This window comes from Sphingomonas yabuuchiae, assembly GCF_001477495.1.
In the GTDB taxonomy this organism is placed as follows: domain Bacteria; phylum Pseudomonadota; class Alphaproteobacteria; order Sphingomonadales; family Sphingomonadaceae; genus Sphingomonas; species Sphingomonas yabuuchiae_A.
On sequence record NZ_LDTF01000049.1, the window covers coordinates 1 to 19,257 of the forward strand.

At 66.2% G+C, this 19,257-nt stretch carries 17 protein-coding genes and 1 rRNA gene; 8 read left to right on the forward strand and 10 right to left on the reverse strand.

Going from position 1 to position 19,257, the window contains the following annotated elements; all coding sequences use genetic code 11:
* Positions 1-29 precede the first annotated feature (29 nt).
* Positions 30-1,516, reverse strand: a 16S ribosomal RNA gene (locus NS355_RS09960).
* A gap of 528 nt (positions 1,517-2,044) precedes the next feature.
* On the opposite strand from NS355_RS09960, the gene NS355_RS09965 reads away from it, so the two are divergent.
* Genes NS355_RS09965 through NS355_RS09975 form a run of 3 tightly spaced genes read left to right on the forward strand, consistent with a single transcriptional unit; the run spans position 2,045 to position 4,862 of the window.
* Entirely contained in the window at positions 2,045-3,061 is a 1,017-nt protein-coding gene (locus NS355_RS09965) for a glycosyltransferase family 2 protein (RefSeq protein WP_058745570.1), read from the forward strand.
* A complete protein-coding gene (locus NS355_RS09970) occupies positions 3,058-4,536 on the forward strand; it encodes an oligosaccharide flippase family protein (RefSeq protein WP_058745571.1) in 1,479 nt (492 codons plus the stop codon). The genes NS355_RS09965 and NS355_RS09970 overlap by 4 nt, the downstream gene beginning before the upstream one ends.
* A gap of 47 nt (positions 4,537-4,583) precedes the next feature.
* Positions 4,584-4,862 carry a hypothetical protein gene (locus tag NS355_RS09975; RefSeq protein WP_058745572.1) on the forward strand — a complete coding sequence of 93 codons (279 nt, stop codon included), beginning with the start codon at positions 4,584-4,586 and terminating at the stop codon, positions 4,860-4,862.
* Positions 4,863-4,925: 63 nt separating this feature from the next.
* Here the strand turns inward: NS355_RS09975 and NS355_RS09980 are convergent, their stop codons facing one another.
* The 5 genes from NS355_RS09980 to NS355_RS10000 all read right to left on the reverse strand — a co-directional run bounded on the left by NS355_RS09980 (position 4,926) and on the right by NS355_RS10000 (position 10,117).
* Complete coding sequence (locus NS355_RS09980; protein WP_058745573.1) at positions 4,926-5,765, reverse strand: DUF4167 domain-containing protein; 840 nt, start codon at positions 5,763-5,765, stop codon at positions 4,926-4,928.
* Positions 5,766-6,050: 285 nt separating this feature from the next.
* Positions 6,051-6,863, reverse strand: coding sequence for a peptide chain release factor N(5)-glutamine methyltransferase (gene prmC, locus NS355_RS09985; protein WP_058745574.1), 813 nt, complete (start codon positions 6,861-6,863; stop codon positions 6,051-6,053).
* Between the two features lie 231 nt (positions 6,864-7,094).
* Positions 7,095-8,168 (reverse strand): peptide chain release factor 1, encoded by a 1,074-nt coding sequence (gene prfA, locus NS355_RS09990; protein ID WP_056438521.1) that lies wholly within the window; start codon positions 8,166-8,168, stop codon positions 7,095-7,097.
* Positions 8,165-9,487 (reverse strand): histidine--tRNA ligase, encoded by a 1,323-nt coding sequence (hisS, locus tag NS355_RS09995; RefSeq protein ID WP_058745575.1) that lies wholly within the window; start codon positions 9,485-9,487, stop codon positions 8,165-8,167. Before hisS ends, prfA begins: the two co-directional genes overlap by 4 nt.
* A gap of 48 nt (positions 9,488-9,535) precedes the next feature.
* The gene (locus NS355_RS10000; protein WP_058745610.1) at positions 9,536-10,117 is read right to left on the reverse strand and encodes a cysteine hydrolase family protein; all 582 of its coding nucleotides are present in this window, start codon (positions 10,115-10,117) and stop codon (positions 9,536-9,538) included.
* 140 nt (positions 10,118-10,257) lie between these two features.
* Between NS355_RS10000 and NS355_RS10005 the strand changes: the two genes are divergently transcribed.
* The 3 genes from NS355_RS10005 (at position 10,258) to ppa (ending at position 13,641) form a co-directional block, all read left to right on the forward strand.
* A complete protein-coding gene (locus NS355_RS10005) occupies positions 10,258-10,920 on the forward strand; it encodes a DUF1345 domain-containing protein (RefSeq protein ID WP_058745576.1) in 663 nt (220 codons plus the stop codon).
* A gap of 82 nt (positions 10,921-11,002) precedes the next feature.
* Positions 11,003-12,943, forward strand: coding sequence for a M61 family metallopeptidase (locus NS355_RS10010; protein WP_058745577.1), 1,941 nt, complete (start codon positions 11,003-11,005; stop codon positions 12,941-12,943).
* Between the two features lie 119 nt (positions 12,944-13,062).
* On the forward strand, positions 13,063-13,641 hold the full coding sequence (ppa, locus tag NS355_RS10015) for an inorganic diphosphatase (RefSeq protein ID WP_058745578.1): 579 nt from the start codon (positions 13,063-13,065) through the stop codon (positions 13,639-13,641).
* A gap of 350 nt (positions 13,642-13,991) precedes the next feature.
* On the opposite strand, the gene NS355_RS10020 is transcribed toward ppa, so the two are convergent.
* Complete coding sequence (locus tag NS355_RS10020) at positions 13,992-14,471, reverse strand: GNAT family N-acetyltransferase (protein ID WP_058745579.1); 480 nt, start codon at positions 14,469-14,471, stop codon at positions 13,992-13,994.
* Positions 14,468-15,364: a DMT family transporter gene (locus tag NS355_RS10025; protein WP_058745580.1), complete on the reverse strand. Its 897-nt coding sequence runs from the start codon at positions 15,362-15,364 to the stop codon at positions 14,468-14,470. Before NS355_RS10025 ends, NS355_RS10020 begins: the two co-directional genes overlap by 4 nt.
* Positions 15,365-15,553: 189 nt before the next feature.
* On the opposite strand from NS355_RS10025, the gene NS355_RS10030 reads away from it, so the two are divergent.
* Entirely contained in the window at positions 15,554-16,324 is a 771-nt protein-coding gene (locus tag NS355_RS10030; RefSeq protein ID WP_058745581.1) for a transporter, read from the forward strand.
* 134 nt (positions 16,325-16,458) lie between these two features.
* On the opposite strand, the gene NS355_RS10035 is transcribed toward NS355_RS10030, so the two are convergent.
* On the reverse strand, positions 16,459-16,872 hold the full coding sequence (locus tag NS355_RS10035) for an NUDIX hydrolase (protein WP_058745582.1): 414 nt from the start codon (positions 16,870-16,872) through the stop codon (positions 16,459-16,461).
* Positions 16,869-17,996, reverse strand: coding sequence for a flavodoxin-dependent (E)-4-hydroxy-3-methylbut-2-enyl-diphosphate synthase (gene ispG / locus NS355_RS10040; protein ID WP_058732960.1), 1,128 nt, complete (start codon positions 17,994-17,996; stop codon positions 16,869-16,871). The genes NS355_RS10035 and ispG overlap by 4 nt, the downstream gene beginning before the upstream one ends.
* Positions 17,997-18,056: 60 nt before the next feature.
* Here ispG and NS355_RS10045 point away from each other — a divergent pair, with 60 nt between their 5' ends.
* A complete protein-coding gene (locus tag NS355_RS10045; RefSeq protein ID WP_084787819.1) occupies positions 18,057-19,223 on the forward strand; it encodes an acyltransferase family protein in 1,167 nt (388 codons plus the stop codon).
* The last annotated feature ends 34 nt before the right edge of the window (positions 19,224-19,257 follow it).

Consider the following 19,257-nt stretch of genomic DNA (forward strand, 5'->3'; position numbering starts at 1 on the left):
CCGAAGCGCTTTCCGCCGCGTTTCCTTAGAAAGGAGGTGATCCAGCCGCAGGTTCCCCTACGGCTACCTTGTTACGACTTCACCCCAGTCGCTGAACCCACCGTGGTCGCCTGCTTCCCTTACGGGTTGGCGCAACGCCTTCGGGTGAATCCAACTCCCATGGTGTGACGGGCGGTGTGTACAAGGCCTGGGAACGTATTCACCGCGGCATGCTGATCCGCGATTACTAGCGATTCCGCCTTCATGCTCTCGAGTTGCAGAGAACAATCCGAACTGAGACAACTTTTGGGGATTAGCTCGCCCTCGCAGGGTCGCTGCCCACTGTAGTTGCCATTGTAGCACGTGTGTAGCCCAGCGCGTAAGGGCCATGAGGACTTGACGTCATCCCCACCTTCCTCCGGCTTATCACCGGCGGTTCCTTTAGAGTACCCAACCAAATGATGGTAACTAAAGGCGAGGGTTGCGCTCGTTGCGGGACTTAACCCAACATCTCACGACACGAGCTGACGACAGCCATGCAGCACCTGTGTTCCAGTCCCCGAAGGGAAGAAAGGCATCTCTGCCAGTCGTCCGGACATGTCAAACGCTGGTAAGGTTCTGCGCGTTGCTTCGAATTAAACCACATGCTCCACCGCTTGTGCAGGCCCCCGTCAATTCCTTTGAGTTTTAACCTTGCGGCCGTACTCCCCAGGCGGATAACTTAATGCGTTAGCTGCGCCACCCAAGCACCAAGTGCCCGGACAGCTAGTTATCATCGTTTACGGCGTGGACTACCAGGGTATCTAATCCTGTTTGCTCCCCACGCTTTCGCACCTCAGCGTCAATACCAGTCCAGTCAGCCGCCTTCGCCACTGGTGTTCTTCCGAATATCTACGAATTTCACCTCTACACTCGGAATTCCACTGACCTCTCCTGGATTCAAGCGATGCAGTCTCAAAGGCAGTTCTGGAGTTGAGCTCCAGGCTTTCACCTCTGACTTACAAAGCCGCCTACGTGCGCTTTACGCCCAGTAATTCCGAACAACGCTAGCCCCCTCCGTATTACCGCGGCTGCTGGCACGGAGTTAGCCGGGGCTTATTCTCCCGGTACAGTCATTATCTTCCCGGGTAAAAGAGCTTTACAACCCTAGGGCCTTCATCACTCACGCGGCATTGCTGGATCAGGCTTTCGCCCATTGTCCAATATTCCCCACTGCTGCCTCCCGTAGGAGTCTGGGCCGTGTCTCAGTCCCAGTGTGGCTGATCATCCTCTCAGACCAGCTATGGATCGTCGGCTTGGTAGGCCTTTACCCCACCAACTACCTAATCCAACGCGGGCTCATCCTCTGGCGATAAATCTTTGGACTTTCGTCATCATCCGGTATTAGCAGCCGTTTCCAGCTGTTATTCCGAACCAAAGGGCAGATTCCCACGCGTTACGCACCCGTGCGCCACTAAGGCCGAAGCCTTCGTTCGACTTGCATGTGTTAGGCATGCCGCCAGCGTTCGTTCTGAGCCAGGATCAAACTCTCAAGTTTGATGCTCGATCCTCAACCAGGTGGAATAACCCAGCCAAGAACCGCTCACTTCAAGGAGCCAATTCCTGCACATCACATATTCAAGTGGATATGTAACGAGACATACGAACTGGCTTAAAACTTTAACGATCCCCGACGCACCTTGAATGCGTGAGTAACCGCCAAGCCGCCGCCCGCATGTCCCTTCATCTAACCTACAATGTCAAAGAGCCCCGACAACAAATCACCGGCAACACCTCACCTTCCCCGTTCCCAGGGCGTTCAGCGTGCCAGCATGTCGTAGCTGCAACCGGCGATCGTGGCGACCACCGCTGCGGTGAAACCCCTCTAGGCGGGACCACCCGGACGGTCAACACAAAAAGTGCCATTTTTCTGCAAAATTTCAAAAATCCTTTAGTTTTGGCGGTTTAAGCCAGACGCCATGGCCATCCCCTCGCGGAACCTTTGGCAGCTTTGTGATTCCGGCCTAGGCAGACGCGTGTGTAGGGCTTTCCTAGTGACCGCGTACCAGGAACGAGTGATACGAGCATGACGTCGCCCCGCATCACCGTTGCCCTGAGCGTCTATAACAACGCGGAATATCTGGCGGAGGCTCTGGACAGCATCCTCGCGCAGACCTTTGCCGATTTCGAGCTGGTGATCGTCGACGACGGCTCGACCGACCGCTCGGCCGCCATCATCGACCGCTATGCGGCGACCGATCCGCGCATCCGGGTGATCCGCCAAGCCAATCAGGGGCTGGTGGCGAGTCTCAACCACATCATCACGGTGGCGCGCGGGGCCTATATCGCCCGGATGGACGGCGATGACGTCGCCCTGCCCGAGCGTTTTGCACGGCAGGTCGCCTTTCTCGACGCGCATCCGGATCATGGCGTCATCGGGACGCAGATCCGGACGATCGATGCGCGGGGCCGTCGCCGCCGCGAACCGCCGATCGATCATCCTCTGTCCGCCGACATCATCGCCGCCGCCTTGCCGACCGCATCCCCTCTTTGCCATCCTTCGGTGATGATGCGTCGTGACATACTGGAAGCCGCAGGCGGCTATCGGCCGGCCTATCGCCATTGCGAGGATTACGACCTGTGGCTTCGACTGGCGGAGCGGACACGAATCGCCAATCTGCCCGAGCGGCTGCATCTCTATCGCTATTCGCCGTCACAGGTATCGCACCGGCATGTCCTGGCCCAGCGTTATGGTGTGGCGGTTGCGCGGCTGGCCCGGGTAGAACGCGCCGAAGGGCGACCCGACCCTTCGGACGGCTGGAGCGCCCTTCCCCCGATCGAGACGCTCGATACCGTCTTCGGGCGGCCGGGTGTGGCGCGCGATGTCCGCGCCGAGGTGGTGCGCGGGCTTTTGTATGCGCCCGAGGTGATGGCGGGAGAAGGGCTGACCTGGATCGCCGTGCATCTCGACGATATGCGCGGGACGGGTGGTGGACCCGTGGCCGGGCTTTGGCGGGCCGTGGCGCGGTTGGCGCGTCATCATCAGCCGCTGGCCGCGATCCGGCTCGCCGCGCTGCTGACCCGGCATCGGATCCGGCGATGAGCGGTTCTTTGGTTCGCGGCGCGGCGCTCTGGTCGATCGGGGCGCAATATATCGCCTTTGCGATTCAGTTCGTCGTCAGCGTGATCATATCGCGCTTCTTCCTCAGCCCGTCCGAGATGGGGCTTTATTCGATCGCGCTGTCCGCCGCGATGCTGGTGTCCGCGTTGCAGGATTTCGGCATCCGCCGGTTTGTGGCGGGCGAGCGCGACCTGACCGAGGAGCAGCTGCGCACCTGTTTTTCGGTGTCGCTGATCTTTGCGCTGGGTATCGGCCTGATCATTTTTGCGCTCGCCTGGCCGGTGGCGCGATTCTATGACAATGTCCGGCTGACCCCGCTGCTCGTCATCATCGCCGGATCCTATCTGATCGTGCCCTTCGGCATCGTGCCGGGCGCGATGCTCCAGCGGCGGATGGACTATTATTCGATCTTCCTGACCAGCGTCGGCGCGGCGGTGGTCAATGCGGTGTTTTCGCTGGCGCTGGCCTGGGCGGGCTATTCCGCCTTTGCGCTGGCCTGGGCCTCGGTCGCGCAACAGGCGGCACGCGCGATCATCGGCCAGTGGCGATCCGGCATCCGTCCCCCCTTCCCGCCCAGCCTGAAGGGGATCGGCCCGATCCTGCGCTTCGGGTCGAACAGCTCGCTCCTCTATATCAGCGACGCGATCAGCTCGCGCAGCCCGGAACTGGTCATCGGCCGTATCCTGACCCTGACCGCGGTCGGTCTGTACAGCCGCGCCTCCAGCCTGGGTGCGCAGTTACAGATGCTGGTCAGCGGCGCGGTCGACGGCGTGTTCTATCCGGCCTTTGCCCGCCTGCGCGATGCGGGGGCCGATCTGGCCGCGCCCTATCAGCGGGTCGTCGCGGCCTATAGCGGCGTGACCTGGCCCGCCATGACCTTCCTCGCCACCGCCGCGACGCCGATCGTGCTGATGCTCTATGGCCCGCGCTGGGCGGGCGTGGCGCCGCTGCTGAGCTGGATCGCGCTGGGGCAGTTGTTCTTCGCCGCCGTGCCGCTGCATTTCGAGCTGCCCATCCTGCTGGGGCATATCCGGCGGCTGATCGTCGCCAATGCGCTGGACACGATCGCGTCGATCGGGCTGCTGATCCTGGGGGCGATGGTCAGCCTGGAATGGGCGGCGATCTCGCGCATCGGCTATGGGATCGTGTGGTTCCTACTCTACGCCACGCTGATGAAGCCGCTGACCGGCTTTGCCTGGCGAGGGATGGTCAAAGTCTATGCACAGAGCCTGATCGCGACGCTGGCAACGGTCGCGCCGCTGCTGGCCGTCTATCGCTGGGTCGCGTCGCCGGAGACGGTCGGGTTCACGCTGCTGAGCGTGAGCGCGGCGGCGGGCGTGCTGGCGTGGCTGGCGGTGATCTATGCGGTGCGCCACCCGGTCCGGCGCGAGATCGACGCGATCGCCGGGGGCATCTGGGCCAAGCTGCCGGTCGGGCGGTTACGCCGGGCGAGGTAACATCCGCTTCGCTTGTCGAGCGGCCCGTCGTTGCGCATAGTCGGGCCATGGCCCCGCCCCCACCCGGACTCGACGATCCCAAGCAGGCGGCCTTTGCCTGGGCGCGGTTCCGCATGCTGATGGCATGGATGACGGTCGCCGCCGCCGTCGCGGTCGGCGGTTCGATGATCGCGCTGGCCGAGGTCTATGGCCCGCTCAACTGGGTGACGATGCTGGGCGTGATCGGCGGAATCGGCGGCATGGTGATGCTGACCGGCGCGCTGATGGGGCTGGTCTTCCTCAGCTCGGGCACCGGGCATGACGAGGATGTCGACCGGCGGCCATAAAAAACCGGCCCCCGCGAGCATCGCGGAGGCCGGTCCTTTATCCGTCGAAAGCGTGAGGGGCGATCAGCCCGCCGCCGCCTCCGGCTCCACCGGAGCCGCTGCGCGGACGCGACGACGGCGGGGTTTTTCCTCGGGCGTCGCTTCCGCCTCGGGTGCAGCGCTCAGGGCCGGGGGCAGGCGATCGGCGTCGAAGCCGGTCTGCTCGCCCGTATCCTGCACCTCGGCGGGACGCTCGCGACGCGGACGACCGCGACGACGGGGCGCTTCCTCCTCGGCCTGCGGTGCCGTCGCGACCTCAGCAACCGTGGCGGGCGCGGTCACGACCGGCTGCGCATCCTCGGCCATGGCGGGCTGTTCGGCGCGCATCGGGCGGCGATCCTCGCGCGGCTCACGGCGCGGTCGATCGTCGCGGTCGCGCCGGGGACGCTCTTCGCGCTGCTGATTGTCGCGGGCATAGGTTTCGCGCTGCTGGTTTTCTCTGGGCTGACGCTCACGACGCGGCTGTTCGACCTCGCCCTGCTGCTCGCCGGGGCGGATGGGGTCGCCCTCGTCGCCATAATCCTCGGCGTCGTTGTCGAAACCATCGTCATACTGGTCGTCGCGCGATTCCTCACGCTGGCGGCGCTGATTCTGCTCCTCGAAGCGCGAGCGGGTTTCGCTCAGCACCCGGAAATAGTGATCGGCGAACTGCCAGTAATATTCGGTGTTGACCCGGTCGCCCTGACGCTGCGCCTCGGTCGCCAGATTCTTGTACTTCTCGTACAGCTGGCTGGCGTTGCCGCGCGCGCGGTTGTCGATGCGATTGCCATTGTCGGAACGGCCAGGATTGCCGCCCGGACGCTGCCCACCATTATTGTTGCCGCCACGACCGCGACGGCGGCCGGCCTGCCGATTATTGATCAAGCTGTTCGTCCTTAGTCGTCAAACCAACAAGGTCCACTTTTTCCGACCCACTCTTCCCGACATCGCGCGCGGTTCGCGCGATGCGAAGCTGTCGCACCCGATGTCGGGCGCTGCCACGGCCGCCGGACAGCAGCGACTACATGACGAAGGGTATGGGCATCGGCCCGACATCCTGCGACCCCGAAAAACCGGTGAGAGTGCCAGATGTTCGCGTGCCCCTGTGCCCGCTCTAGCGGGTCGGACCTAGGTCCTTCAAGTGAAATATAGGGCATCACGCGCGATTGTTCAATGCACCAGCAGGGCACGCGGTCGCCCGCCGAGGTCGCGGTGCAGCGTCACCGCAAAGCCCTGATCCGCCAGCAAAGCCGTCACCGCCCCGGCCTGTTCATGCCCGATCTCAATCACCGCCGCTCCGCCGGGGGCGAGCAGGCGGCGCAGTTCGGGGGCGAGCAGCCGGTAATCGTCCAGTCCGTCGGGCCCGGCGAACAGCGCGGCGCCGGGTTCGTAATCGCGCACCTCGGGCGAGAGCGGCTCGGCCGTTCCGATATAGGGCGGGTTGGTGACGATGCAGTCGAACGACCCCGCCAGCGCCGCCGCCCAGTCGCCGCACACGAACCGCGCCCGGTCGGCCAGGCCACAGGCCGCGGCGTTGGCGACGGCGTATCGCAACGCTTGCGGGGAACAGTCGACGCCCAGCCCCTTCGCCTCCCGCCACTCGTCGAGGAGGGCGAGCAGCAACGTGCCCGGCCCGGTGCCCAGGTCGAGCAGGGTCGCGGGGGCACGCCCCCTGAAGTGCCGAAGTGCGGCGTCGACCAGCGTCTCGCTATCGACGCGCGGCACCAGCGCGCCGGGGCCGACCATCAGGTCCAGCGTCCAGAAGCCGCGCGTGCCGGTGATATAGGCGACCGGCTCTTGGGCGACTCGACGCTCGACCAGCGGCCAGAAGCTGTTGGGGACAGGGCGGCTCAAGTCGAGCAGCAAAGCGTTGCGCTCGATCCCCAGGGCGTAGGCGAGCAGCAGTTCCGCGTCGAGCCGCGCGGTGGGGGAGAAGGCGAAACGCTCTGCGGCCTGTGCAAGCGCGGTGCGGGCGTCCGTCACCGCATACCGACCACCCCGGCGAAGGCCGGGATCCAGCTTCGGGTGGCTATTGTAGTTGGACAACGCGAGACGAGTCCCCCCCTCCCCTTCAGGGGAGGGGTCGGGGGTGGGGCGTGTCCGCAAGCGCGGCGTTCGTGGAGAGGCCCCACCCCAACCCCTCCCCTGAAGGGGAGGGGTTCGCCTTCTTTCAGCGCAATTTCATTTCGCTCTCGGTGATGGTCCAGGCCCCCCTCACCCATCGAGCGCGGCGAGCCGTTCGGCTTCATCCTCCGCCAGCAGCGCGCCGATCAGTTCGTCCAGCTCGCCTTCCAGAATCTCCGGCAGGCGATGGAGAGTCAGGTTGATCCGGTGATCGGTCACGCGGCCCTGTGGGAAGTTGTACGTCCGAATCCGCTCCGACCGATCGCCCGAGCCGACCATCGACCGCCGCGTGCCCGCGCGTTCCGCCGCCAGACGCTCGCGCTCGGCCTCGTACAGGCGGGTCCGCAGCACCTTCATCGCCTTGGCGCGGTTCTTGTGCTGCGAGCGTTCGTCCTGCTGGATCACGACCAGCCCGGTCGGGATATGCGTGATACGGATCGCCGAGTCGGTGGTGTTGACGTGCTGTCCGCCCGCGCCCGACGAGCGATAGATGTCGATGCGCAGGTCCTTGTCGTCGATCTGGAGATCGACCTCCTCCGCTTCCGGAAGCACCGCGACGGTCGCCGCCGAGGTATGGATGCGCCCGCCCGATTCGGTGACGGGCACGCGCTGGACGCGGTGGACGCCGCTCTCGAACTTCAGCTTGGCGAACACGCCCGCCCCCGCGACCGACGCGACGACTTCCTTGTAGCCGCCGGTGTCGGGCACCGAGGCGGAGATGACCTCGACCCGCCAGCCCTGCCGCTCGGCATAACGCTGGTACATGCGGAACAGGTCGCCCGCGAACAGCGCCGCCTCGTCGCCGCCGGTCCCGGCCCGGATTTCGAGCATCGCGGCACGCTCGTCGGCGGCGTCGCGCGGCAGCAGGGCGAGCGCGAGATGACGATCCGCCGCCGCCAGCGCGTTGCGGTTGGCATGGAGTTCCTCCGCCGCCAGCTCGCGCAGCTCGTCATCGCCATCCTGCGTCATGAACGCCAGGCTGTCGGCCTCCTGCCGCAACCGGCGCACCTCGGCGGCCGCGTTGGCGACCGGCTCCAGCTCGGCATATTCCTTCGACACCGCGACGAAACGGTCCGAGGGCAGCTCACCCGTCGCCATCATCGCCTGCAATTCGTCGCGTCGCGCCTCGATCTGCGCGATGCGCTCGGCCGAGATGGTCTTCATCGCGGGGTCAGACGCTGCGCCAATGGAGGAAGCTGCTCGCCATGATCCTCGGCGACCTCGTCCTCGAACAACAGGTCGGACAGGCTCTGCGCCACCGTGTCGAGCGAGACGGTCGCCTGCTCGCCGGTCTTGAGCGCCTTCACCTGAATCTGGCCGTTCGCCAGTTCGTCATCGCCCAGGATCAGCGCATAGCGCGCGCCCTGGTCGTTCGCCTTGGCCATGCGACGCTTCATATTGCCGCGAAACGCCATGTCGGTCGCGACGTCGGCGCGGCGCAGCGCGGCGACCAGGCCCGTCGCGCGCAATTCCGCCGCCGCGCCCATCGGCACCACGACCGCATCGATACCGGGCTTCTCCGGCTCGTCGAGCAGCATCGCCAGCCGCTCGACTCCCGCCGCCCAGCCCACGCCTGCCGTCGCGGGACCGCCCAGCGACTCGATCAGCCCGTCATAGCGGCCGCCTGCCAGCACGGTCCCTTGCGAGCCCAGCCGGTCGGTCACGAACTCGAACGCAGTGTGGCGGTAATAGTCCAGCCCGCGCACCAGACGCGCGTTACGGGCCCATGCGACCCCCGCCGCATCCAGCCCCGCCGTCACCGCCTCGAAAAAGGCGCGCGCTTCCGGCGTCAGATAGGCGTCGATATCCGGCGCGGCGTCGGCGATCGGCCGGTCGCGCGGGTCCTTGGAATCGAGGATGCGCAACGGATTCTTCTCCAGCCGCACCAGGCTATCCTCGGACAGCTGATCCCGGTGCGCCTCGAAATGCGCGACCAACGCGTCGCGCCAGGCGTCGCGCGTCTCCGCATCGCCCAGCGTGTTGAGCTGCAGCGTCACGCCTTCGGCGATGCCCAGTTCGCGCAGCAACTGGTCGGCCATGACCAGCAATTCGACATCCGCCGCCGGCTCGGCCGCGCCCAGGATCTCGGCGTCGATCTGGTGGAACTGGCGATACCGCCCCTTTTGCGGGCGCTCATAGCGGAACACAGCCCCCGAGGTGACGAGCTTGAGCGGCGCATATTGCTGCCACCCCTCGGTCAGATAGGCGCGCGCGATCCCGGCGGTGAACTCGGGCCGCAGGGTCAGCAGGTCGCCGCCGCGATCGGGGAAGGTGTACATTTCCTTCGACACGACGTCGGTCGTCTCGCCGATCGAGCGGGCAAAGACCTGCGTATCCTCGAACACCGGCAAGTCGAGCCGCTGGAAGGCGTAGAGGCCATGGACATGCTCGAAGGTGGCGAGCACCTGCGCAAAGCGGCGCTGCTCGTCGCCGAAAATGTCCTGCGTGCCGCGCACGCGCTTGGGGGTTTCGATCCGTGCCATAGAGGTGGCGCTATCTAAGGTAGCGAAGCCCCGTGCGCTAGAGTGCGATCACGACCCTCGCGACAGCCAGTCGGACAGCGCCAGTTCGGTGGTGGGACGGGTTTCCGCGCACATGCTGTGCCGCATGATCTCCAGCGCCCAGCGGCGATGATCGTCGCCCTCGCTGGCCACCGTATCGCCCGGCACCCACAGGTCGTACTCGCGCATATGCGCATCGGCGGCGGTGAACAGCACGCAGATATCCGCCGCCACCCCGGTCAGGATGACGCGGCTGACGCCCAGTTGCGGCAGCAGCACCGGCAGGTTGGTCGCGTAGAAGCCCGAAAATTGCGGCTTCACGATGAAATAATCGCTGTCGCGCGGGCGCAGCGCGGCGATCAACGCGCGGCCGGGGCTGTCCGCGCGATCGCAATGGTCGACGATCGAAGAGCGTTCTGAATGCCAATGGCCGAAATTGTCGTTGACGTAGATGACCGGCACCCCGGCATCGTCCGCCGCCGCCCGCAGCGCCACGATCCGCCGCGCCGCCGCCTCGGCCGGTACGCGCAGATTTTCGCCGCCCTCGAAATCCAGATCGTTGATCATGTCGATGATGATCAGCGCAGCGGCGTGGGGAGCGGATTCGGTCATCGCACCGGAATGCCATGTCCGGTTGGAGCTGGCGTTGATCTGGCTCAGCGACTCCCCTCGCATCGGCGCATGGCGTCCGCCCTCGCCGCATCGATCGCGCCCATAGCCAAGTCCGCCCCGGTAGGCGTAGACCGTGCATTATGACGATCTCCCGCTGGCAGCGCCTGCAAACCCGTATCGGCGACCGGATCGCGCCACCGCGTTTCATACTGTTCGCGCTGATCCTGGTCGGCGCCGCGACGGGCTTGGTGCCGGTTCTCGGGATGACACGCGGCGTTCTGACCGGGTTCGATGCCGCCGCTCTGCTGTTCATCGGAACGCTCCTGCCGCTGCTGCGTCAGGGACAGGCCGCGAAGATGCGTGCCCGTGCGGCGCGCAACGACGCCAATCGCGCCGTCCTGCTCGTCTTTTGCGGGATCGTGATGTTCGTCGTGCTGGTCGCGGTCGGCGGCGAGTTGCGCGGGCGGAACAGCACCGTCACCATCGCGCTGGTCGTCGGCACGCTGATCCTCGCCTGGCTGTTCTCCAACATCGTCTATGCGCTGCATTATGCGCACCTCTATTACAGCGCGGATGGCGGCGGCGATGCGGGCGGCCTGCAATTCCCCGACACGGCCGAGCCGGATTATTGGGATTTCCTCTATTTCTCGGTGACGTTGGGCATGACCTTCCAGACCAGCGACGTGGCGATCGCCTCGCGCCGGATGCGACGGGTGGTGACGGGCCAGTGCCTGGCGGCCTTCATCTTCAACCTCGGCGTCATTGCCTTTACCGTCAATGTGTTGGGCGGCGGCGGCGGATAGGGGACCGCCAAAAGGGTCTGGACGACTGGCCTATCGGGTGCCTAACCTGCCGCCATCTCCCCGTCGCCGCAAAAGGCCCTTCATGATCCGCCATTCGCTTCGTTCCGTGTTCATCGCCTCGCTGCTCGCCTCCTCCGCAGCCGCCCCGCTCTTCGCGGCGAACGCCCAGGTCCCGCCGGGCAATTCCGCGCCCGCCGCCGCGGCCCCCTTCGTCAACACCATTCCCGATGCGGTCGACACCCCCTATCCCGGCACGATCAAGCTGGTCGTCGACGCGACGGATACCGAGCGCGGCATCTTCCGCGTGAAGGAGACGATCCCCGTCGCCAAGGCGGGGCCGATGGCGCTGCTGTTCCCCAAATGGCTGCCCGGCGCGCACAATCCGCGCGGCGAGATCGAGAAGCTGGCAGGCCTGGTCATCAAGGCGAATGGCCGCATCCTGCCCTGGACCCGCGATACGGTCGACGTCTTCGCCTTCCATGTCGATGTGCCGTCGGGCACGAAGGCACTGGACGTCGAGTTCCAGTTCCTGTCGGCGACCAAGCCGGATCAGGGCCGCATCGCCGTCACCCCGACGATGATCTCGCTCCAGCCCAATTCGGTCAGCCTGTATCCGGCCGGTTACTATACCCGCCAGATCCCGATCCAGATGACCGCGATCTTCCCCACGGGCTGGACGGCGGCAGGCGCGGTCCCGGCCAAGGCGTCGGGCTCGACCTACACCTATGACACGACCAATTACGAGATCCTGGTCGATTCCCCGGTGCTGGCGGGCAAGTACGGCAAGGTCTTCCCGCTTTCGCCCCAGGTGAACCTGAACGTCTTCGCCGACAACGCCGCCGAGCTGAACGCCAAGCCCGAGCAGATCGCCGCGCACCAGCGGCTGGTCGACCAGGCGGTCAAGGCCTTCGGCGCGCAGCATTACGACCATTATGAATTCCTGCTGTCGATCAGCGACCAGCTGGGCGGCATCGGCCTGGAGCATCACCGCTCGTCCGAAAACGGCGTGACGCCGGGTTACTTCACCGAATGGGATGCCGGGCCGGGCCGCCGCAACCTGTTGCCGCACGAGTTCACGCACAGCTGGGACGGCAAGTTCCGGCGCGGCGCGGACCTGTGGACCCCCGATTTCCGCACGCCGATGCGCAACTCGCTGCTCTGGGTCTATGAGGGGCAGACGCAGTTCTGGGGCTATGTGCTCCAGGCGCGGTCGGGCATGGTGTCGAAGCAGGACACGCTGGACCAATATGCCTCGATCCTCGCCATCTACGACACCGCGCCCGCGCGGCAGTGGCGCGATCTGCTCGACACCACCAACGACCCCATCATCTCGTCGCGCAAGCCCAAGGGCTGGACCAGCTGGCAGCGGTCGGAAGATTATTACAATGAAGGCCTGATGGTCTGGATGGAGGTCGATGCGATGCTCCGCCAGAAGTCGAACGGCACCAAGTCGATCGACGATTTCGCGCACGCGTTCTTCGGCATCCGCAACGGCGACTGGGGCGAAGTGACCTATACCTTCGAGGATGTCGCCAACACGCTGAACGGCATCGTGCCCTATGACTGGGCCGGGTTCCTGCGCCAGCGCATCACCGAGACGGGCAAGCCCGCGCCGATCAACGGCTTTGCCATGAACGGCTACAAGCTGGTCTATACGCCCGAGCCGACCCCGACCTTCAAGCAGGGTGAGAAGGGCAGCACCAACGTCACCTATTCGCTGGGCCTGACGGTGTCGAACAGCGGCGAGGTGACCAGTTCAATTTGGGACAGTCCGGCGTTCAAGGCGGGCATCGATGTCGGCACGCAAATCCAGGCGGTGAACGGTGAAAGCTACACCGGCGATCGGCTGAAGGCCGCGATCCTCGCCGCCAAGGACCCGAAGAAGCCGGTCAAGTTGGTGATAAAGAACCAGGATGTCTTCCGCGAGGTGACGATCGATTATACCGGTGGCCCGCGTTATCCGCGTCTGCAGAAGGTCGGAACGGGCGAGACCGGACTGGATCGTCTGCTGACCGCACGCTGACGCCGGCCCGACAAAGGCTTCGTCCTCGTCTATCGACACGCCATGGCGGGTTGCGCTATCGCGCCCGCCATTGTTTTTCCACCGGAACTCTTCCGGTATTGGCAAGAAAGACCGATTCGATGCGCATCGACCTCATTCCCGTCGGCAAGAGCCCGCCCGATGACCTCAATGTCGTGATCGAGGTGCCGACCGGCGGCGAGCCCGTGAAGTACGAGTTCGACAAGGCCTCCGGCGCGCTGTTCGTCGACCGCATCCTGCACACGCCGATGCGCTATCCGGCGAATTACGGCTTCGTGCCGCACACCCTGTCGCCCGATGGCGATCCGCTCGACGCGCTGGTCGTGTCGCGTTCGCCCTTCATCCCGGGCTGCGTCGTGCGCGCGCGCCCGATCGCCGTCCTGAACCTGGAAGACGAAGCCGGCGGCGACGAGAAGCTGGTCTGCGTGCCGGTCGACTCGACCTTCCCCTATTATTCGAACGTCGGCGGCCGCGACGATCTCCCCGAGATCGTGTTCCAGCAGATCGAGCACTTCTTCACCCATTATAAGGATCTGGAGAAGAAGAAGTGGGTGCGTATCGGCACCTGGGGTGACCGCGACGAGGCCCGCCGCATCGTCACCGAGGCGATCGAACGCTATGAGGACGCCAAGTCCAAGGGCGAAGAGCCGCACGACCACGACGTCCCCGGCCGCGCCTGAACCTTTCCGGTCCCGGTTTGACGAAGACGCCTCGGTGCCCAGCGCACCGGGGCGTTTTTCGTTACCTCCCTCCCCCAGCCCCTCCCGCAGGCGGGAGGGGCTGGGGGAGGGCCATCCCGGAACTTGAGCAAAGGTCCATCCCGTGGCCTTCGACTGCGCTTAGGCTGAACGGAGCGGGGGAATTGCAGAGGCTAAGAAGATTGGTTCGCGCGGAGGCGCGGAGAACGCGGAGGCGGCTCGCCTGCCACTGACAGCATCCCTCCATCATCAGCCAGAGATGAAGGACTGAGGCACGCCTCCGGCCCAACATCTCTGCGCCCTCCGCGCCTCTGCGCGAACCCTATCCCGGTCTACCGCCCCGCCAGCCGCTCCAACGCCTCACCCGACACCCGCTGCACCGTCCACGCGTCCATCGCCTGCGCCCCCATCGCGCGATAGAATTCGACTGCGGGCGTGTTCCAGTCGAGCACCGACCATTCGAACCGCGCCCAGCCGCGATCCCGGGCGATCCCCGCCAGATGGATCAGCAACGCCTTGCCCACTCCGGCCCCACGGGCGGCGGGCGTGACGTACAGGTCTTCCAGATACAGCCCCCGCCGCCCCGTCCAGGTTGAGAAATTGGCGAAGAACAGCGCGAAGCCGACCGCCTGCCCGTCCCGTTCGGCGATGACCGCCTCCGCCGCCGGACGATCGCCGAACAGCGCTTCGGCCAGCATCGGCTCGGTCGCGACGACCGCATCGGGCTCGCGCTCGAACGCCGCGAGTTCGCGGACGAAGCCGAGGATCGTCGCGGTATCGGCCGGTTCGGCCGGGCGAAGGATGATACTCATAATCCGGCCTCGCTTTGTGGTCCGGGCGCGACCGGTCGCCGCACCGCGACCACGCACCCTGCGATGATCAGCATCGCCCCCGCCAGCGTGAACGGCGAGACATGCTCGCCGAACACGGCATAGCCCAGCCCCGCCGCCCAGACGAAGGCGGTATATTCGACCGGTGCCAGCACCTGCGCCTCGGCGCGCGCATAGGCCCAGGCGAGCAGCAGCGCCGACAGGCTGCCGAGCAGCGCGGCGATCACGATGCTCGGCCATTGATGCGCGGCGGGCCAGCCCGAGACAAAGGGCGCGGCGGGCGTCATCAGCACCGCGATGACCAGCATGGTGAACAGCGCGACCTCGGCCGGGCCCGCGACCTGCGCCTGTCGCCGCAACAGCACCAGGCTGACCGCATAGAGGATCGAGGCGACCAGAATAGCGAGCGACCCCAGCACCACCTGCGTGGAGGCCTGCGCCTGCACCTCGCCGCCTGCGATCACCAGCACGCCCGCCCCCGCGATCAGCGACCCCAGGATCGCCGCGCGCCGGACCGTCTCGCCCAGCATGAAGGCGGCGAGGAATAGCGCGATCAGCGGCGAGAGAAAGGTCAGCGCGATGCTCTGCGCCATCGGCACCCGCGCCAGCCCCCAGAAGAACAGCAGCACCGAGGCGCCGCCCGTCGCCCCGCGCGCGATATGAAGGACCAGCACCTCGCGCGCGGGCCAGCGTCCCCGCTTGGCCAGGAACAACGCGCCGGTGATCGCCACCCCGACCCAGGACCGCCACAGCACCGCGCTATAGGCCCCGCTGTCGATCGACAGCCGCTTCATCAGCGTGTCCATCACCGAATAGATCGCGATGCCCAGTGCGGCGGCGCCAAAGGCGATGACGGGGGAGGTGCGCGCGCTCATGCCGTGGCGATACCGGGGCGGCGGGGGAAAGGCGAGTATTCCGTCGCCCCTCATGACCACCCCCACCCTTCCCACCCGCTTTCGCGCCGCAAGGGCGAGGCTGTGCGCCGCCCGACTGATCGATACCGGGATGAAACCCGCCCCCGCATCCGTTGCCTCCTCAGACACCGATACCAAGGGATAAAGGGTATGAAGACGCTCCTCGCCGCCACGGGCCTGACCATGATGCTCGCCACCCCCGCCGGGGCGCAGGTGACCGCCTCGGTCGGGGCGGACTATGCGTCGGGCCAATACGGCACCAGCCAAGAGGTCCGCAGCGCCAGCTCCACCGCCACGCTGCGCGCCAAGCACAAGCGGGTGACGGTGTTCGCGGCACTGCCCTATGTGCAGGTCGATGCGCCGGGCAACGTGATCGCGCCGGGCGGGCCGCTGGGCCTGCCGATCTTCGTCGACCCCACCAAGCCCGCCACCCGCGTCAAGCGCAGCGGACTGGGCGATGCGGTGGTCGGTGCCTCGGTACAGGTCGTGCCGCCGCGCCGCCATCACCTGGCGCTGGCCCTGACCGGCAGCGCGAAATTGCCCACCGCCTCCGCCTCGCAAGGGCTGGGCACGGGCAAGGCGGACTATTCGGTCGTGGCGGAGGCGGCGGTGCCGGGCAAGGTCACGCCCTTCGCGGCCGTGGGCCACAGCTTTGTCGGCCAGCCCGACGGCTATCGCCTGCGCGACGTGACCAGCGCACGGGGCGGCGTCGCACTGGGGATCGGCAAGGCGAGCGAAGTCAGCGTGTCGTACAATTACGCCTCGCGGGTCAGCGACCAGGCCGCCGACCGACAGGAAATCGGCGCGGAGATGGATACCGCGCTGTCCCAGCGCCTGTCGCTGGGCGTGCAGGGGAGCGCCGGAGTCAGCAAGGGCGCACCCGATATGGGTGCGGGCGTACGACTGGGGCTGCGGCTGTAACCTAATCCTCCCCGGTACGGGGAGGGGGACCGCCGCGAAGCGGTGGTGGAGGGGGCGTGCCACAAAGGGCGTCCTATGAAGCAGCCCCCCTCCGTCAGGGCTGCGCCTTGCCACCTCCCCGTGCCGGGGAGGATTTATGGATGCGCCAGCATATGGCGATACCAGGGCAGGATATGATCGCGCAGCAACGGCGCCAGCGTCATCGCCTCGACCGTGGCGGCATCGACCCAGATCACTTCCTCGATCTCCGCTGCCGGAACAGGCTCCCACGTGCGGCGCAGGTAGAAGACCGTCGCATCGATCCGGTAGCCCGGCTCATTCGCGGCCGCCGCCGAAAAGCGCCCGATCCGTTGCAATTCATCTTCACCCACGCGCAGCCCGATTTCCTCGTCCAGTTCGCGGATCAGCGCGGCGGCGGGGGTCTCGCCGGGTTCGATCTTGCCCCCGGCCTGCATGAAGATGTCCGTCCCCGCCTTGCGCACCAGCAGCAATCGCCCCGCCCCGTCGTCGACCAGGGCGGCGGCGATGCGAAGGACGGCGGTCTTCACTCCGCCGCGATCGCGGCCTTCGCCACGTCGGCCGCTTCCAGCTCCGCCGCCTTGGCCTCGACCAGCTTCACGATATGCTCGACCATGTCGGCATCTTCGACCGTATGGTCGGTCAGGCCCGACAGATAGACCATGTGTTTGCCGTTGCCGCCGCCGGTCACGCCGATATCTGTCTCGCGCGCTTCGCCGGGGCCGTTGACGACGCAGCCCAGCACCGACAGCGACATGGGCGTGCGGATATGCTGGAGCCGCTCCTCCAGCACCTGCACGGTGCGGATCACGTCGAAGCCCTGGCGCGCGCAGGACGGGCAGGACACGACGCGCACGCCGCGATTGCGGATGCCCAGCGCCTTCAGGATCTCGAAGCCGACGCGCACCTCTTCCTCCGGCTCGGCCGAGAGCGAGACGCGGATCGTGTCGCCGATCCCGAACCACAGGAGCGAGCCGATGCCGATCGACGACTTGACCGTGCCCCCGATCAGCCCGCCCGCCTCGGTGATGCCCAGATGCAGCGGGCAGTCGGTCGCCTCGGCCAGCCCCTGATAGGCCGCGACCGCCAGGAAGACGTCGGACGCCTTCACCGCGACCTTATATTCGTGGAAGTCATGGTCCTGGAGCAGCTTGATATGGTCGAGCGCCGATTCGACCAGCGCCTCGGGGCACGGCTCGCCATATTTTTCGAGCAGGTCCTTCTCGAGGCTCCCGGCATTCACGCCGATGCGGATGGCGCAGCCATTGGCCTTGGCGGCGCGGACGACTTCGGCGACGCGCTCGGACGAGCCGATATTGCCGGGATTGATGCGCAGGCAGGCCGCGCCCGCATCGGCGGCTTCCAGTGCCCGCTTATAGTGGAAATGGATGTCCGCGACGATGGGAACGCGCGCCGCTTTGGTGATCTTGGCCAGCGCCGCGGTCGAATCGGTGTCGGGGCAGGAGACGCGGATGATGTCCGCCCCCGCCTCTTCGCAGCGCCGAATCTGGTTGATCGTGGCGACCGGATCGCTGGTCGGCGTGTTGGTCATGGTCTGCACGGTGACGGGGGCGTCGCCGCCCACGGGCACGTTGCCCACCATGATCTGACGGCTTTGGCGGCGGGCGATATCACGCCAGGGACGAATGGACATGGACCCCTATATACGCGCAGCGAGTTGCGGTTCAAAGTCAGTGCTGTACCAGACCGCCAAATGACCGCCGCCGCCCCCATCCCCCGCCATTACGGCCTAGACTGGTTGCGGATCGGCGCCTTCGCCATCCTGATCCTCTATCATATCGGCATGGTCTTCGTGCCCTGGGGCTTTCACGTCCAGCTCGCCAGCCTGCCCTGGGTGGCGATCCCGATGCTGGCGAGCAATCCTTGGCGGCTGATGCTGCTGTTCGTCGTATCGGGCTATGCCACGCGCGCGCTGGCGGTGCGGCATCCCAGCGTCTTCAGCTTCGCGCGGGGGCGCAGCATCCGGCTGCTCGTGCCGCTGCTCTTCGGCATCTGCGTGCTGGTGCCGCCGCAGATCTGGGCCGAGTTGGCCAGCAAATATGGCTATGCCGGGTCGTATTGGGCGTTCTGGACGCACGACTGGCTGAGCTTTCGCGCGATCGGCGGCGTGGTGCCGACGCCCGCCTGGAACCATCTTTGGTTCGTCGGCTATCTGTGGGTCTATACCATGGCGATCGCGTTGATGCTGGCGGTCGGGCACCGTTGGGCCGGGGCGGCGCAGCGCGTGTTCGACCGGGTGCTGGGCGGCTGGGGCGGCGCGGTGCTGCCGGTCGTGGCGCTGTTGCTGATCGATATCCGCTTCTTCCCCGGCCAGTCGGAGACCCATGCGCTGCTCGGCGACTGGCTCGCCCATGCCATCTATTTCCCCGCGCTGCTGTTCGGCTTCGGCATGGCCGGGTCGGAGCGGGTGCTGGACAGCTTCCGGCGCGGCTGGGCGGTTGCGGGCGTCATTGCGCTCGCCAGCTATGCGATCGCCGCCGGGCTGGAGTGGCGCTGGCCGGGGCTGGTCGGCGCGCCCGAGGGGTTCGGCATCCTGTTCGCGGGCGCGCGGGCGGTGCAGGGCTGGATGGCGGTCGTCGCGCTGATCGGCATTGCCGAGCGATTCTGGAACCGCGACCACCCCTGGCGGCGGACACTGACCGAGGCGGTGTTCCCGTTCTATCTGATCCACCAGACGATCATCATCCTGGTCGCCTTTGCCTTGCGCGAGCTGGGCTGGCCGCTCTGGCTCGATACCGTCATCCTGATCGCGGCGACGGTGGCGGGATGTTGGGCCTTTTATCTGCTCGGGCGCAATGTCAGATGGCTACGGCCCCTTATAGGCTTGAGGCCGGGGGATGGCAGCAAGCCTGCGATCTGATAGGGGCGCGGGCGATTTCCCTGACCGTTTCGGA